Source organism: Pseudomonas sp. NPDC087804 (assembly GCF_044742965.1).
In the GTDB taxonomy this organism is placed as follows: domain Bacteria; phylum Pseudomonadota; class Gammaproteobacteria; order Pseudomonadales; family Pseudomonadaceae; genus Aquipseudomonas; species Aquipseudomonas rustica.
On record NZ_JBIUVN010000029.1, the window covers coordinates 26,670 to 42,882 of the forward strand.

The 16,213-nt window shown below is 61.0% G+C and carries 13 protein-coding genes; 9 read left to right on the forward strand and 4 right to left on the reverse strand.

Annotation, left to right across the window (positions count from 1 at the left end; all coding sequences use genetic code 11):
- The first annotated feature begins 144 nt into the window (after positions 1 to 144).
- From ACIOMO_RS23860 to trxA, 3 genes are all read left to right on the forward strand, one after another.
- Complete coding sequence (locus ACIOMO_RS23860) at positions 145 to 609, forward strand: YbaY family lipoprotein (protein WP_053124259.1); 465 nt, start codon at positions 145 to 147, stop codon at positions 607 to 609.
- Positions 606 to 1,262, forward strand: a complete 657-nt coding sequence (locus ACIOMO_RS23865; RefSeq protein WP_401243940.1) for a class I SAM-dependent methyltransferase — start codon at positions 606 to 608, stop codon at positions 1,260 to 1,262. Before ACIOMO_RS23860 ends, ACIOMO_RS23865 begins: the two co-directional genes overlap by 4 nt.
- Positions 1,263 to 1,395: 133 nt before the next feature.
- Positions 1,396 to 2,268 carry a thioredoxin gene (gene trxA, locus ACIOMO_RS23870; protein WP_283438823.1) on the forward strand — a complete coding sequence of 291 codons (873 nt, stop codon included), beginning with the start codon at positions 1,396 to 1,398 and terminating at the stop codon, positions 2,266 to 2,268.
- 88 nt (positions 2,269 to 2,356) lie between these two features.
- On the opposite strand, the gene ACIOMO_RS23875 is transcribed toward trxA, so the two are convergent.
- Positions 2,357 to 2,716: a hypothetical protein gene (locus tag ACIOMO_RS23875; RefSeq protein ID WP_401243942.1), complete on the reverse strand. Its 360-nt coding sequence runs from the start codon at positions 2,714 to 2,716 to the stop codon at positions 2,357 to 2,359.
- Between the two features lie 134 nt (positions 2,717 to 2,850).
- On the opposite strand from ACIOMO_RS23875, the gene ACIOMO_RS23880 reads away from it, so the two are divergent.
- From ACIOMO_RS23880 to ACIOMO_RS23900, 5 genes are all read left to right on the forward strand, one after another.
- Positions 2,851 to 3,444, forward strand: coding sequence for a DUF2796 domain-containing protein (locus ACIOMO_RS23880; RefSeq protein ID WP_401243944.1), 594 nt, complete (start codon positions 2,851 to 2,853; stop codon positions 3,442 to 3,444).
- A 133-nt stretch (positions 3,445 to 3,577) separates the two neighbouring features.
- On the forward strand, positions 3,578 to 4,288 hold the full coding sequence (locus tag ACIOMO_RS23885; protein ID WP_401243946.1) for an ABC transporter ATP-binding protein: 711 nt from the start codon (positions 3,578 to 3,580) through the stop codon (positions 4,286 to 4,288).
- A 1-nt stretch (position 4,289) separates the two neighbouring features.
- On the forward strand, positions 4,290 to 5,555 hold the full coding sequence (locus tag ACIOMO_RS23890; RefSeq protein WP_401243948.1) for an ABC transporter permease: 1,266 nt from the start codon (positions 4,290 to 4,292) through the stop codon (positions 5,553 to 5,555).
- A gap of 11 nt (positions 5,556 to 5,566) precedes the next feature.
- The gene (locus ACIOMO_RS23895) at positions 5,567 to 6,085 is read left to right on the forward strand and encodes a DUF3299 domain-containing protein (RefSeq protein ID WP_401243950.1); all 519 of its coding nucleotides are present in this window, start codon (positions 5,567 to 5,569) and stop codon (positions 6,083 to 6,085) included.
- Between the two features lie 223 nt (positions 6,086 to 6,308).
- The gene (locus tag ACIOMO_RS23900; protein WP_053124272.1) at positions 6,309 to 7,007 is read left to right on the forward strand and encodes an OmpW family protein; all 699 of its coding nucleotides are present in this window, start codon (positions 6,309 to 6,311) and stop codon (positions 7,005 to 7,007) included.
- 366 nt (positions 7,008 to 7,373) lie between these two features.
- Here the strand turns inward: ACIOMO_RS23900 and ACIOMO_RS23905 are convergent, their stop codons facing one another.
- Together ACIOMO_RS23905 and ACIOMO_RS23910 are read right to left on the reverse strand one after the other, a co-directional pair.
- Positions 7,374 to 8,306, reverse strand: coding sequence for an NAD-dependent epimerase/dehydratase family protein (locus tag ACIOMO_RS23905; protein ID WP_401243953.1), 933 nt, complete (start codon positions 8,304 to 8,306; stop codon positions 7,374 to 7,376).
- Positions 8,299 to 9,183 (reverse strand): sugar nucleotide-binding protein, encoded by an 885-nt coding sequence (locus ACIOMO_RS23910; RefSeq protein WP_401243955.1) that lies wholly within the window; start codon positions 9,181 to 9,183, stop codon positions 8,299 to 8,301. The genes ACIOMO_RS23905 and ACIOMO_RS23910 overlap by 8 nt, the downstream gene beginning before the upstream one ends.
- A gap of 279 nt (positions 9,184 to 9,462) precedes the next feature.
- Between ACIOMO_RS23910 and ACIOMO_RS23915 the strand changes: the two genes are divergently transcribed.
- Entirely contained in the window at positions 9,463 to 13,749 is a 4,287-nt protein-coding gene (locus tag ACIOMO_RS23915; protein WP_401243957.1) for a DEAD/DEAH box helicase, read from the forward strand.
- A 114-nt stretch (positions 13,750 to 13,863) separates the two neighbouring features.
- On the opposite strand, the gene ACIOMO_RS23920 is transcribed toward ACIOMO_RS23915, so the two are convergent.
- Positions 13,864 to 15,960, reverse strand: coding sequence for a mechanosensitive ion channel family protein (locus ACIOMO_RS23920; RefSeq protein ID WP_053124278.1), 2,097 nt, complete (start codon positions 15,958 to 15,960; stop codon positions 13,864 to 13,866).
- Between the last annotated feature and the right edge of the window lie 253 nt (positions 15,961 to 16,213).

Sequence of the window (16,213 nt, forward strand, 5' to 3'; positions counted from 1 at the left end):
AGAAGGGACAGTGCATGGTGGCTGGCAACAAAAAAAGGGAGGGCCATGGTAGCGCATCCCGGTGGCAAGACAAGCCATAGGCTTTGCGGTATACAGAACGGCATGATCGTTTGATCCATGGATTTCATTTTGCCGGAGCACCCAATGCCGTTACGTCCGCTCGTTTTGCTCAGTCTTTTCAGCCTGCTGGTGGCTTGTGGCAGCGATGCTCCCAAGCCGCAGCCGCCGACTCCGGGGCCGGCGCCACAACAGGCGCAGAAAAAAGCCAAAGAGGCTGCCGAGCTTGGCCCGCTGCCGGCTTATCAACGTGAACTGAGTGGCACCCTGCAAGGCGTGCCGGCTGGCGCCGAAGTCGAACTGGCGTTGCTGGTGATCGATGAGAAGGATCGCCCGCAACAATTGCTCGCCAGTTCCAGCCTGATCGGCAACAACCAGATCCTGCCGTTCCGCCTGCGCTTCAACCCAGACGCCTTCCCGGCCGGTGCGCGGGTTGAGCTGCGTGGCCGCGCCAGCCAGTCCGGCCAGTTGATCCTGCATTTGCCTTCGCAAACCATCAGCCAGCCGACCACTCAGGCGCTGGGCCAACTGCAATTTGTCAAAGCACCATGACGGCACCGCTCGACCTGCAACTAGCGTTAGGTGAATTGCTCGGCGACGCCAGACTCAAGGTCTGCGCGTTGCCCGACACTGATTTACAGCTATGGCTGATCGATGGCGACAACATGGATCGCCAATTCAGCCAAGAAGAAATCCAGCGAATTCTGCATGAGCCGCCCTACTGGGGTTTCTGCTGGGCCAGCGGTCTGGCGGTGGCGCGTTATCTGGCGGAGTTTCCCGAGTGGGTGCGCGGTAAACGCGTGCTGGATTTCGGCGCCGGATCGGGGATTGCCGGGATTGCGGCGGTTAAGGCTGGAGCGCTTGAGGTGGTGGCGTGCGATCTCGATCCACTGGCGATTTCCGCCTGCCGGGCGAATGCCGCGTTGAATAATGTCGAGATGGGTTATTCGACAGATTTCTTTGCCGAGGCCGACCGCTTTGATCTGATTCTGGTGGCGGACGTGTTGTATGACCGGGCGAATCTGCCGTTGCTCGATGCGTTTTTGAGCCGTGGCCGTGAGGCGTTGGTGGCGGATTCGCGGGTGCGGGATTTTCGCCATCCGTTGTATGAACGTATTGAAATGCTTGAGGCGATGACGTTGCCGGATCTCGCGGAGCCTGAGGAATTTCGGCATGTCAGCCTGTACCACGCGCGGCGTGATTGAGATCGTTAAAAGATCGCAGCCTTCGGCAGCTCCTACAGGTGCAATGCGTATCCGCGTGTAGGAGCTGCCGAAGGCTGCGATCTTTTGCGCCACCGCTTATAGTGCGTTCATTAACGCTTTGACGAGATCCCCCATGAGTGAGCAAACGCCGTACATCTTCGACGCCACGACGGCCGATTTCGACCAGTCGGTGATCGAGGCTTCTTTCAGCAAACCGGTGCTGGTGGATTTCTGGGCCGAATGGTGTGCGCCGTGCAAGGCGCTGATGCCGATGCTGCAAACCATTGCCGAGAGCTATCAGGGCGAGTTGCTGCTGGCCAAGGTCAACTGCGACATCGAGCAGGACATCGTCGCCCGTTTCGGCATTCGCAGCCTGCCGACCGTGGTGCTGTTCAAGGACGGTCAACCGGTCGACGGTTTTGCCGGTGCGCAACCGGAATCCGCCGTGCGTGCCCTGCTTGAGCCGCATGTGCAGATGCCACCGCCGGCTGCTGCCGATCCGTTCGAACAGGCTCAAGCGTTGTTCGATGACGGCCGTTATGCCGATGCCGAAGCGGCGCTGGTGGTGATGCTCAATGAAGACAACACCAACGCCAAAGCGCTGATTCTCTACGCGCGGTGCCTGACTGAACGCGGTGAGCTGGGCGAAGCGCAGACCGTGCTGGATGCGGTCAAAAGCGACGAGCACAAAGCCGCGCTGGCCGGGGCCAAGGCGCAGATCAAGTTTCTCGGTCTGGCGCGCGATCTGCCGGATGCGGCTGACTTGAAAGCGCGTTTGGCAAAAGATCCGCAGGACGATGAGGCGGTGTATCAACTGGCGATCCAGCAACTGGCGCGTCAACAGTACGAAGCCGCGCTGGAGGCGATGCTCAAGCTGTTTATCCGCAATCGCAATTATGCCGAAGGGTTGCCGCACAAGACGTTGCTGCAGGTGTTTGAGCTGCTGGGCAACGATCATCCGTTGGTCAGCGTTTACCGCCGGAAGATGTTTGCTGCGCTTTATTAAAATCAAAAGATCGCAGTCTTCGGCAGCTCCTACATTGGGATCGTGTACATCCCTGTAGGAGCTGCCGCAGGCTGCGATCTTTTGCGGCTCACTCGATCCAGCTATAAAGCGGCGTATCCCCGCCACTCACCACTTTCACGTCCGAACTGTGGCGCAAACGCACCAGCAAGCGCTTGCCCGCCACCGCGCTGCCGGTCAGCCCTTCAAGCTGATCAAGCAGATCCGGTCCGCTGAGTTGCCCGGCCTTACGCAACAGATCCCGCGCCACCTGCCACAACGCATCATCCTGATTCAGCGGTTTCGCCGCTGGCGCCGACGTGGCCACTTCAGGCTGCGCCGTCTGCACTTGCCCATTCAGGGCCGAGCCGAGCCGTGCCCAGTCGCTGTCATCCAGTTCCACCGTCAAATCCACCGGCATGTCACCGACGGTTCCGCGTATCCGCAACATTGAGTTCGCTCCTGCACTTTTCTGACCTGCATGCTCCCACGGGACTTGTGCAACGCCAAGCGCACGGGCAAACTCTGCGGACTTTCGTTATAAGATTACATAACAAACTCTTCACTTTACTCCCGGAGTTCGCCATGCGCCGTCTGCTGCTCGCTTTGCCGTTTGCCCTGTTGCCGCTGGCCGTCGCCCATGCTGCCGATGAGCACGACCACGATCATGAACACGGCAGCCTCGGCGCACATGAGCACGGTGTCGGTCGCCTGAACGCCGCGCTCGACGGTCAGACCCTGGAACTGGAGCTGGAAAGCCCGGCGATGAACCTAGTGGGTTTTGAACACCTCGCGACCACGGATGCCGATAAAGCCAAAGTCGCCGCCGCTCGTGCGCAACTGGAGAAACCGCTGGCGCTGTTCACTTTGCCGGCCGCTGCCGGTTGCAAGGTCGTCGGGCAGGAGCTCGAGAGTCCGTTGTTTGGCGACAAACCGGATGCCGACGATCATGACGAAGATGAAGCGGACAAGGACGGTCACGAGCATCACCACGACCACAGCGAAATCCACGCGCACTACCAGATCAAGTGCGCAACGCCCGGCGCGTTGAAGACACTGGATCTGGCGAACATCTTCAATACCTTCCCGGCGACCCAGAAAATTCAGGTACAACTGATCAGCGCGAGCGGCCAGCAAGGTGCCGAAGTGACGGCCAAGGCTGCCTCCCTGAAATTCTGATCACACCGAAAATCCCCCTGTAGGAGCTGCCGAAGGCTGCGATCTTTTGATCTTGCTTTAAGAAGATCAGGATCAAAAGATCGCAGCCTTCGGCAGCTCCTACAGGGCTATGAAAACTCATGATATTGGTGCCATGACCCAAGCACTCATCGAACTGTCCGACCTGGGCTTCAGTTGGCCCGGTCACCCGCCGCTGCTGGACATCCCGGCGTTTCGTCTGGAACCGGGCGAAACCCTGTTTCTCAAAGGCCCGAGCGGCAGCGGCAAAACCACCCTGCTCGGCCTGCTCGGCGGTGTGCAGAAACCGGATCGCGGCAGCATTCTTTTGCTCGGCCAGGAACTGACCGAACTCTCCGCCGGCGCCCGCGACACTTTCCGCGTCGATCACACCGGCTACATTTTCCAGCAGTTCAATTTGCTGCCGTTTCTCTCGGTGCGCGAGAACGTTGAGCTGCCATGCCACTTCTCCAAACTGCGTGCGCAACGGGCGAAACAGCGTCACGGCAGCGTCGATCAAGCCGCCGCCACCCTGCTCGCGCACTTGGGTCTGAAGGATGAAAGCATTCTCAGCCGTCGCGCGGATTCGCTGTCGATCGGTCAGCAACAACGTGTGGCCGCCGCGCGTGCCTTGATCGGTCAGCCCGAACTAGTAATCGCCGACGAACCGACCTCGGCGCTGGATTACGACGCCCGGGAAAACTTCATTCGTCTGTTGTTCGCCGAATGCCGTGAAGCCGGATCGAGCTTGTTGTTCGTCAGCCACGACCAGAGTCTGGCGCCGTTGTTCGACCGTCATCTGTCCCTGGCCGAACTCAATCGCGCCGCCACGTCTGCCGAGGTCTGAGATGTATTTGTTTCGTCTGGCCATGGCCAGCCTGGCCAACCGCCGCTTTACCGCCCTCCTCACCGCGTTCGCGATTGCCTTGTCAGTGTGCCTGCTGCTCGCTGTTGAACGGGTGCGCACCGAAGCCAAAGCCAGTTTCGCCAGCACCATCAGCGGCACCGACTTGATTGTCGGCGCGCGCTCCGGTTCGGTGAATCTGTTGCTGTACTCGGTGTTCCGCATCGGCAACGCGACCAACAACATTCGCTGGGACAGCTTCGAACACTTCGCCAACAATCCGAAGGTGAAGTGGGCGATCCCGATGTCCCTCGGCGACTCCCATCGCGGCTATCGCGTGATGGGCACCACTGAAGCGTATTTCGAGCACTACCAGTACGGGCGCCAGCAGCATCTGCAACTGGCCGACGGCCGTGCGTTTGCCACCGATCCGTTTGAAGTGGTGCTCGGTGCTGAAGTCGCCGACGCATTGCATTACAAACTCGGTGACCAACTGGTGCTGGCCCACGGTGTGGCGGCGATCAGTCTGGTCAAACACGACGACAAACCGTTCACCGTGGTCGGCATTCTCAAGCGCACCGGCACCCCGGTCGATCGCACGTTGCACATCAGCCTCGGTGGCATGGAGGCGATTCACATCGACTGGCACAACGGCGTGCCGGCGCGGGGCAACGGGCGGATCAGCGCTGATCAGGCGCGCAATATGGACCTGACGCCGCAAGCGATCACCGCGTTCATGCTCGGTCTCAACAGCAAAATTTCCACTTTTGCGCTGCAACGCGAGATCAACGAATTCCGTGGTGAGCCGATGCTGGCGATCCTGCCGGGCGTGGCGTTGCAGGAGTTGTGGAGCCTGATGAGCACCGCTGAAAAAGCCTTGTTCGTGGTTTCGCTGTTCGTCGTGCTGACCGGTTTGATCGGCATGCTCACGGCGATTCTCACCAGCCTCAACGAACGTCGTCGTGAGATGGCGATTCTGCGTTCGGTCGGTGCGCGACCGTGGCACATCGCGAGTCTGCTGGTGCTGGAAGCGTTCGCTCTGGCGCTGACCGGGGTGATCGCCGGCGTTGCGTTGCTGTACATCGGCATCGCTGCGGCGCAGGGTTACGTTCAGGCCAACTACGGTTTGTTTCTGCCGCTGGCGTGGCCGAGCGAGTATGAATGGACGCTGCTCGGTGGCATTCTGGCGGCTGCGCTGCTGATGGGCAGCGTGCCGGCCTGGCGCGCTTATCGCCAATCTTTGGCCGATGGCCTGTCGATCCGTTTATGAGGATGTTCACCATGCCCCGCGCCTTGCTTGCGCTGCTGTTGCTGGTCGCCCTGCCCGTGTGGGCCGCGGCGCCAAAAGACCTGACATGGTCGGAAATGATCCCGCCGGACGCCGCGCCGGAAGTGCCGAACATGACCCCGCTGCACGACATGTCGAAAATGAGCGATGCGCTGTCGGCGGAGTCAGCGCCAGCGGCGAAGCAGGATCTGCCGAATGCGCCGGTGGTGCAGAGTCTCGATGGCCAGAACATTCGGTTGCCGGGCTATATCGTGCCGCTGGAAGTCAATGAAGAGGGGCGCACCACGGACTTCTTGCTGGTGCCGTATTTCGGCGCGTGCATCCACGTGCCGCCACCGCCGTCGAACCAGATCGTGCATGTGAAAAGCGAGTTGGGCGTGAAGCTGGATGAGCTGTATCAGCCGTACTGGATCGAGGGGCCGTTGCAGGTCAAGGCGTCGAGCAGCGAGCTGGCGGATGCCGGGTATCAGATGGAGGCGGACAAGATTTATGTGTATGAGCTGCCGGAGTAAATCCCGGTAGTTTTGTGTTGTCTGTAAGGGCCCCTTCGCGAGCAAGCCCGCTCCCACATTTGGAATGAGTTCCCCTGTGGGAGCGGGCTTGCTCGCGAAGGGGCCGGCAAAGGTTCCACAAAACCCCGGGACTTCACTGTTTCATTGAGCTGCGTCAAAAGACCGTATCCGTTGGCTTCGTACCATAGGACATCAGAAATTTTTAACGTCCTTTGGAGCCCCCATGAACAAGTCCTTGCTCAGCGCTTCGTTGTTTGCCCTCGCGCTCGCAGCCCCGCTCGCCCACGCCCACGATGCAGGTGACATCATCGTTCGCGCCGGTGCAATCACCGTCAACCCGAAGGCCGACAGCTCCAGCGTCAAGGTCGATCAGGGTCCGCTGAGCGGCGCCAATCTGGGCGGCAAGGCGACCATGAGCAGCGACACTCAACTGGGTCTCAACTTCGCCTACATGATCACCAACAACATCGGTATCGAGTTGCTGGCGGCCTCGCCGTTCGAACATGACGTGAAGCTGAAAAACACTGCTCTGCCGGCGGCCAACGGCAAACTCGGCACCCTGAAACACCTGCCGCCGACCCTTAGCGTCGTCTACTACCCGCTGGATTCGAAGTCGGCCTTCCAACCGTATGTGGGCGGCGGCATCAACTACACCTGGATCTATGACGAGCACGTCGGCAGCGAAGCGCAGACTGCAGGTTTCAGCAACTTCAAGGCGAAAAACTCCTGGGGGCTGGCGTGGCAGGTCGGTGCCGATTACATGCTGACTGACAAGGTGATGATCAACGCCCAAGTGCGTTATATCGACATCGATACTCGCGCGACAGTGGAGAACAACGCAGTGGCGCCGGGCACTCGGGCACGGGTGAATGTGGATGTCGACCCGTTTGTGTACATGGTGGGGTTGGGTTACAAGTTCTAAAGAACATTCGCGTGGTGGTGGATGAGGCTTGGTGGTGGGCAGACTTGAATCTGAAGGCGACTGCCATGCAGTTGATCGGGGTGCGACGATTCGTTAAATCCCCTCGCCACAAGGGATAGCGGTACATTCCGGCCGTGAAAAAGGCGCCTGTTGAAGGGCGCCTTTTTCATGGCTGCTCGAATTGTTGGGTGGCTGAAATCCAACCCCCTCACCCCAGCCCTCTCCCTCAGGGAGAGGGGGAAAGGGAGCCGATCTTCATGCTTTTCAAAACCTGAGTTCAGCCAGATAGTTCAGGTCGGCGCAACTCGACCATCCACCGCGGTCAGTCCCCTCTCCCTCCGGGAGAGGGCTAGGGTGAGGGGCTTCTCAGCCACGACCCAACAACCGCGCCAACCCCACGCTCATCGGTGTCTGCTCCGGCAAGGTAAACCGCGCCAGCAAGCGCTGATTATTCGCCCGCGAATGCCGAATATCCCCCGACCGCGCCGGCCCATAACTGATCGGCGGCAACTCCCCCACCACCGTCTGCAACGCCGCGAGCATTTGCTTGAGGTTCATCGACTGATTCCAGCCAACATTCACCGCGCCGGCTTCCACTTCAGGCTTTTCAATCGCCTGCACCAGCACGTCGACCAGATCCTCGACATAAAGGAAATCCCGCGTCTGCTCACCATCACCAAACACGGTGATCGGCAACCCTTTCTGCGCGCGCTCACTGAAGATGCTGATCACCCCGGAGTACGGCGAGGACGGATCCTGGCGCGGGCCGAAGATGTTGAAGAAGCGGAAAATCGCCGGTTCCAGACCGTGCTGGCGGCGATAGAAATCGAAGTAATGCTCACCGGCCAATTTGTCCGAGGCATACGGTGTCAGCGGTGCTTTCGGCGTGTCTTCATCAATCGACTCACCCTCGCCGTTGTTGCCGTACACCGCCGCGCTGGAGGCGAACAGCACACGCTTGACCCCGGCCTGACGCATGGCTTCGCAGACATTCAGCGTGCCAATGAAATTGCTCTGATGCGTCTTCACGGGATCATCCACCGAGGCCTGCACCGAGGCCACAGCGGCCAGATGCGCCACGGCGCTGCAACCCTGCATCGCCTGAGCGACCAGCGCCGCATCGGCAACATCGCCGACAACCAGTTCAACCTTAGGATTGTCCAGCGGCAGATTGGCGCGTTTGCCGGTCGACAGGTCATCGAGAATCCGCACCGAATGGCCCTTGGCGAGCAACGCGTCAGTCAGGTGCGAGCCGATGAAACCGGCGCCGCCGGTGATTAAAACAGGGCCTTCAGCCATGACGATAAAACCTATCCAGTAAAGCCGGGAGCGCGGCACGCCAGGCGCGCGGCTTGATCCCGAAAGTGTGCAGAATTTTCTTGCAGGCCAGCACCGCGTGTTGCGGTTCTTCGGCAGCGTCCGGACGCGCGGCGTGGGCCTGAGCGGTCGGCGCTTCGATGGCCAGGGCGTGCAGGCTGCGCGCTTCGGTCAGAATCGCCTGACCCAGCGCCAGCGGCGTGGTCGCCTCGTGGCCGGCGTAGTGATAAGTGCCCCACAGCGGCGCCGCGCAATCGAGTTGCTTGAGCACCGAGATGATCACCCGCGCAGCGTCATCGACCGGGGTCGGATTGCCACGGCGGTCATCGGCCAGCAGCAATGCTTCCGGTTGCTCGGCGCGGGCGAGGAAACGCCCGAGGGTGCCGTCGGCGCTGTCATCGAGCAGCCAGCCGAAACGCAGCAACACATGCTGCGGGCAGGTCGCGCGAACGCTCTGTTCGATACGCCACAGCGCCTGACCGCGCAGACCCAGCGGCACTGGTTCATCTTTTTCGCTGTAAGCGGTGGCGCGCGAGCCGTCGAACACCCGATAACTGGAGGGCTGCACGAGGACGATGTTGTGGTGCTGGCACAATTCAGCCAGACGCTCGATCGCGCGTTCCTGCCCGGCCATACGGCTTTCGCTGACCGTTTCGGCCTGGAACCAGTCGAAATAGTAGGCGAGGTTGATCAACGCATCGGGACGGGTGTCGTCGAGCAATTGGGTCAGGCTCGCGGCATCCCAGCCGTTTTCGGGCGGGCGGGGGGCGAGGAAACCGATGTCTTCCTCTGCACCGAGGCGAATCAGCGCCTGCCCAAGGGCATTTCCGCCGCCCAGTAACATAAGGCGCATTCGCATAGAGTCAGCAGGCCCAGTCTGATTGGAACGATGGCTTGAGCGACGGATCTTGTGGAAGCGTCGCCGATAATTGCCGGAATCGTTGCATTTTGCGGGTTTAGTGCGCAACCGTCATCCGTAAAGTGTACATCCCGGATATTTGTAGTGCCTCGACTGGCGCCATCGCGAGCAGGCTCACTCCTACAGGGGAACGCATTCCAATATGTAGGAGTGAGCCTGCTCGCGATGAGGCCCGAACGGTACTTGCATCTTCCCCCCTGCGACCGCATAACTTAAGCCATGAATCTGCCCCTCCCCGCCGACAGCGCTCTGGCAGGCTTTCACCCTGCCGTCAGCGCCTGGTTCCGCAAGACCTTCCCGACGGTCACCGCCGCCCAGGCCCGCGCATGGCCGTTGATCCGCCAGCGCCGCTCAACACTGATCGCCGCGCCCACCGGCTCGGGCAAAACCCTCACCGCGTTCCTCGCCGTACTCGACGACCTCGTCCACCGTGGCCTGGAAAACCCCGACGGTCTGCCCGACGAAACCCTGGTCGTCTACGTCTCGCCGCTCAAAGCACTGTCCAATGACATCCGCATCAACCTGCAAAATCCACTCGCCGGGATCACCGAACAGCTGCGGCAAATGAACCTGCCGGAAGTCCACATCACCGCCGCCGTGCGCACCGGCGACACCCCGCAAAAAGACCGCGCCGCCATGCGCAAAACCGCGCCGCACATTCTGGTGACCACGCCGGAGTCACTCTACGTCCTGCTCGGCTCGGAATCCGGACGGAAAATGCTCGGCACCACGCGCACGGTGATCATCGACGAAATCCATGCGATGGCCGCCGGCAAACGCGGCAGCCACTTGTCCCTGAGCCTTGAGCGCCTGCAAGCCTTGTGCGCCGAACCGCTGACCCGCATCGGTCTTTCCGCCACGCAAAAACCGGTCGAAGCCGTGGCGCAGTTCCTCGTCGGCCATGATCGTCCCTGCGAAATCATCGACATCGGTCACGCCCGGCCACGGGATCTCGGCATCGAAGTGCCGCCCGTGCCGTTGTCGGCCGTCATGGCCAACGATGTCTGGGAATTGGTCTACGACCGCCTCGCCGAACTCGCACGCGAGCACCGCACCACACTGATTTTCGTCAACACCCGACGTCTCGCCGAACGCCTGAGCCGCCACCTCAGCGAGCGCCTCGGCAAACATGCAGTGGCGGCGCATCACGGCAGTCTGGCCAAGGAGTTTCGTCTCGACGCCGAACAACGCCTCAAGCGCGGCGAGTTGCAGGTGTTGATCGCCACCGCTTCGCTGGAGCTGGGCATCGATATCGGCGAAGTCGATCTCGTCTGTCAGATCGCTTCACCGCGCTCCATCGCCGGGTTTCTGCAAAGGGTCGGTCGCTCTGGGCACCAGGTCGGTGGCACACCGAAAGGTCGCTTGTTCGCCACCACCCGCGACGATTTGATCGAATGCGCCGCCCTGCTCGACTGCGTGCGCCGTGGCGAACTCGACACCCTGCATATTCCCGTCGCGCCGCTGGATGTTCTGGCGCAGCAAATCATCGCCGAAGTCAGCTGTCAGGAATGGTCAGAAGACGCCTTGCTGGCGATGTTCCGCCAAGCCTCGCCCTATCGCGACCTCGACGAAAAACACTATCAGGCCCTGCTGAGCATGCTCGCCGAAGGCTACAACGGTCGCCAAGGCATCCGCAGCGCTTACCTGCATCGCGACGCCGTCAGCCGCACCTTGCGTGGTCGGCGTGGCGCGAAACTCGCTGCCGTGACCAGCGGCGGCACCATCCCCGATAACGCCGATTACAGCGTGATGCTCGAGCCGCAGGGCCTGAGCATCGGCAGCGTCAATGAAGACTTCGCCGTGGAAAGCATTGCCGGCGATGTGTTCCAGCTCGGCAATACCTCTTATCGGATCCTGCGTGTGGAAACCGGCAAAGTACGGGTCGAGGACGCCCACGGCCAGCCACCGACCATACCGTTCTGGCTCGGCGAAGCGCCGGGGCGCAGCGATGAATTGTCGTTCGCCGTGGCGCGCCTGCAAGCGCAGCTCGACGCGTTGCTCGGCGCCAGCCCCGGAGACTTGCAACCAGCCCTCGACTGGCTGACGCAGACCCTCGGCCTAAACCGCGCCAGCGCCGAACAACTGGTCGAATACCTTGCCCGCGCCCGGCAAACCCTCGGCGCCCTGCCCTCGCAAGACACGCTGCTGATGGAGCGGTTTTTCGATGAGTCCGGCGGCACGCAACTGATCATCCATTCACCGTTCGGCAGCCGCATCAACCGCGCCTGGGGTTTGGCCCTGCGCAAGCGTTTCTGCCGTACGTTCAATTTCGAATTGCAGGCAGCGGCCAGCGAAGACGCGATTGTGCTGTCGCTGTCCACCAGCCACAGTTTTGAACTGGATGAGATCTGGCGCTATCTGCACAGCAACAGCGCCGAGCACATCCTCATTCAAGCGGTGCTCGATGCGCCGCTGTTCGGCGTGCGCTGGCGCTGGAATGCCGGCGTAGCGCTGGCGCTGCCGCGTTTTACCGGCGGACGCAAAGTCGCGCCGCAGTTGCAGCGGATGAAAAGCGAAGACCTGATTGCCAGCGTATTTCCCGATCAGATCGCCTGTCTGGAAAATCTCGCCGGCGAGCGGGAAATTCCCGAGCATCCGCTGATTGAGCAAACCCTCGACGACTGCCTGCACGAGGCGATGGACAGCGACGGCTGGCTCAATCTGCTGCGACGCATGGAACGTGGCGAGGTGCGTTTGATCAGCCGTGATCTGCCGGCGCCCTCACCGCTCGCGGCGGAAATTCTCAGCGCGCGGCCGTACACCTTTCTCGACGATGCGCCGCTGGAAGAACGTCGTACCCAAGCGGTGATCAACCGGCGCTGGAGCGATCCGCAATCGACTGATGATCTCGGTGCGCTGGATGCCGACGCGATTACGGCTGTGCGCGAAGAGGCGTGGCCGACGCCGAATGCTGTGGATGAAATGCATGAGGCGCTGATGAGTCTGGCGTGCATCAGCGAGGATGAGGTGCAAGCGAACGAAGGCTGGCGTGAATGGCTGGAAACCCTGGCCAGCAGCGGCCGCGCCTGCCGATTGCAGATTAATGCCGAGCATTGTTTATGGCTGGCCCGCGAACGCCTGACCTGCCTGCAAGCGCTTTATCCACAGGCCAAAGTGCAACCTGAGCTGGAGGCGTTGCCGGGATTCGATGAAGGCTGGACGTTTGACGAGGCATTGGTCGAAGTGATCCGCGCACGGCTCGGTGCTTTCGGCCCGTTGCCGTTAACCGCTATCGCCGAACCGCTGGGGCTGCCAACCACTCAAGTCAACCAAGCGCTCGCCCAACTCGAGCGCGAAGGCTATGTCCTGCGCGGTCAATTCACGCCGAAACTGAACATCGAAGAATGGTGCGAACGCCACCTGCTCGCGCGCATTCATCGCTACACGGTCAAGCGTCTGCGCCGGGAAATCGAACCGGTGGCGTTGCAGGATTTCATGCGCTTTCTGTTCGACTGGCAGCACCTTTCGCCCGCGACTCGTGGCCAAGGTAGCGCGGTGTTGCCGTCGATTGTCGGCCAGTTCGAAGGCTACGCCGCGGCGGCCTCGGCGTGGGACAGCGATATTCTCCCGGCGCGCCTGAAAGACTATTCGCCGAGCTGGCTGGATGACCTATGCCGCAACGGAAAACTGGTGTGGACGCGCCTCAGTGCCCGGCAAAAAATCAGCGGCACGGCGTTGCGCAGCACGCCGATTGTGTTGCTGCCGCGCAGTCAGGTTGGCTTGTGGAGTGCGTTGGCCGAACAGACATCCGTGAGCGAGCTGTCGCCGAAAACCCAGAAGGTCTTTGAAGCCTTGAGTCAGCACGGCGCGCTGTTTTTCGATGAGCTGATTCATGAAGCGCATTTGCTGCGCACCGAACTGGAAATCGCTTTGCAGGAACTGGTCGGCGCCGGGCTGGTGAACGCCGACAGCTTCGCCGGCCTGCGTGCGCTGATTACCCCGGCAAGCAAGCGCCAGCAGCGCAGCAGTCGGCGTGGACGCGGGGCGTTTGTTGGCGGCATGGATGATGCCGGGCGCTGGGCGTTGCTACGGCGCGGGGCGGCTGTGGATAACAGCGAAACCCTGGAGCATGTCGCCATGACCTTGCTGCGCCGTTACGGCGTGGTGTTCTGGCGCTTGCTGGAGCGTGAGGCGGATTGGCTGCCGAGTTGGCGGGAATTGCTGCGCACGTTTCATCGGCTGGAAGCGCGCGGCGAGATTCGTGGCGGGCGGTTTGTCAGTGGTTTGGCGGGGGAACAGTTTGCCTTGCCCGAAGCCATTCCACTGTTGCGCGAGGTACGGCGGCGGCCGCATGACGGCAGTCTGGTGGCGGTGTGTGGGGTTGATCCACTGAACCTGGCCGGGACGTTGTTGCCGGGGGTGAAAGTGCCAGCGTTGGTGAGCAATCGATTGGTGTATCGGGATGGGTTGCCGGCGGCGGCGGAGATTGCCGGCAAGCAGCAGTTCTGGCTGGAGCTGGATCAGATCGATATGGAGCAGGTGCGCGGCAAGCTGATTCGGCATTGAGGGTGACTGTTCTGACCTCATCGCGAGCAGGCTCACTCCTACATTTTGGAATGCGTTCCCCTGTAGGAGTGAGCCTGCTCGCGATAAGGCCAGTATTAGCACACGAGACCTGCGCTATGTCCGCGACCCCTGCGGCACCTCGGTCGCCACCACCTCTCCCTCCTGCACCTGCCGCTTCGGCAACAAAACCTGCTGTGGATAAGTCTGCGCGAAATGCACCGTCTCGGTGTTATCCACAAGCTTCTTCAAACGCTGGTTAAACGCCCGGCTCACCGCATACTGCCCGCCCGACACCGTTCTGAATTGCGCCGTCAGCACCACGCCATTCAAATCCATCCGATCCACGCCAAATACATCCAGCGGCCCTTGCAGGTTGTACTTGAGGAACGGGTCTTCGCGGATCGAATCGCCGGTCTCGCGAATCAACTCAATGGCTTTATCCACGTCCGTGTCATAGGTGAACTGCACCGAGAAAAACGCATAGGCAAACTGCCGCGATTGGTTGGTCACAGCCTTGATCTGGCCAAACGGCACCGAGTGCACAAAACCCTTGCCGTCACGCAGGCGCAGGGTACGAATGGTCAGCCCTTCGACCGTACCGGCATGCCCGGAATCAAGCACCACCCAATCACCAATCGACAGGGTGTCTTCGATGATGATGAACAGCCCGGTAATCACGTCCTGCACCAGTTGCTGCGAACCGAAACCGATGGCCAGACCGACCACCCCGGCACCCGCCAGCAGCGGCGCAACGTTGATCCCCAGGTTGGCCATGGTGGTGATCGCGCAGATCACCACGAGGATGATTTTGATCGCGTTGCGCAGCAGCGGCAGGATGGTTTTCACCCGTGTGCTCGGTTGGCGCGCCGCGCGTTTGCTGAGCGGCGGTTTCAGTGCCTCCTGAATCGCCGTGTCGAGCACCACCCACAACAGCCAGGTCACCAGGAAGATCAGACCAATGCTGCTCAGCGCGTTACTGATCGCTCGCCCGACCGTGCTGCTCTGGGCGAAATCAAGCAGCGACACGCCCCAGATCCGTCCGAGAATATCGATGAAGGCAATCGCGATGACGATCCGCAGCAAGGCGTGCAACAGGCTCAGGAAGCGTTCCTTGTAAGCGCTGCTGCGCTGGATCGCTTCGGCTTTTCGTGACTTGAACAAGTGCTGCAGAATCGTGCTGAGAAATACCGTGCCGATCAGCAGCACCGTGGTGAACAACGCGCAGCGCAGGGCTTTTTGATTGTCCTCGCCGATGCCGATGAGGTTGACCGCCGAGACCAGCACCATCAACACAATCGGCCAATACCACAGCCCGGAAAAAATCCGCAGTGACTCTTGCAAGGAGGGCTGTTTCAAACGTTGAGCCAGCGAGCGGTTGCGGATCAGATGCGCCACTGGGCGACGCAGACGAATCACCAACAATCCGAAAATCACCGAGGCGATCAGGCCGGTAAACACGGCGACGCTGCTGGTGATATTGCCGCCCAGTTGCCGGGCGATTTGCGGGCTGGTCAGCGCATCGCTGAGGGCGGCGAGGAAGCCGATCAGGAACAACGGTCGCGGACAATAATTGCGAATGATGCGTGCAGCGGGACGTTTGTGCCCGACGTTGAACATCACCACCACGCATAACAGCATCGAGGTGGAAAAGATGCCGCTGCTGGTGGCATAAGCCAGACACAGCGCCAGCGCGCGCCCCACCGAAGCTTGCAGAAAATGACTGACATACAGGGTCAACGGCAGGCAGATCAGCGCCGGAAGGGTGTACGGCAGCAAGTAGCCGATCAGATCCTGACTGCGCTGGCGGGTGCGTAACCAGCGACCTCCACGCATACGGTTGGCCAACAAACTGCCGAGAACGGTCAGCAGCGCAAAACTGCCGAGCCAGGTGCCGGACAGCGTGAGGAAATCTCCGGCGACACTCCAGCCTGAGCGGTTCGACGGCTGGTTGACCAATTTGTCGACTTCATCGGCCGCACGGTCGGCGCGCAGGCGCCAGGCGTCGACCAGATGCTCGTTGATGTCGAGTTTGTCCTGCACGTCGTCGATGCTCGAACTGATCGCACCGAGCAGACCGCCCTGCACCAGCGGCTCGGGTTTGGCCGGTTCCTCGGCAGCGGCCGGAACACCCGGCAGCGCGGCGGCGTCGATTTCACTGGCACCGAGAAACAGCAATGCTCCCAGCAGAATGGCGATCCTGAACTTGACCAAAACTCCGATCTCCCGTGGCTGAACCTGTAAGGAACTGATCAAGTTTTGCGCGGCAAGTTCAAGAGCCCCCTCACCCTAGCCCTCTCCCAGAGGGAGAGGGAACTGACCGAGTTGACTGGTCTTGATGCATCGACCTGAGGTCTACAGTCGAACTCAGGCCTTCAAAACCACGCAGATCTGCTCCCTTCCCCCTCGCCCCCTTGGGGGAGAGGGTTGGGGTGAGGGGGAGCGCTTTTGATCTTCGCCTTAGATG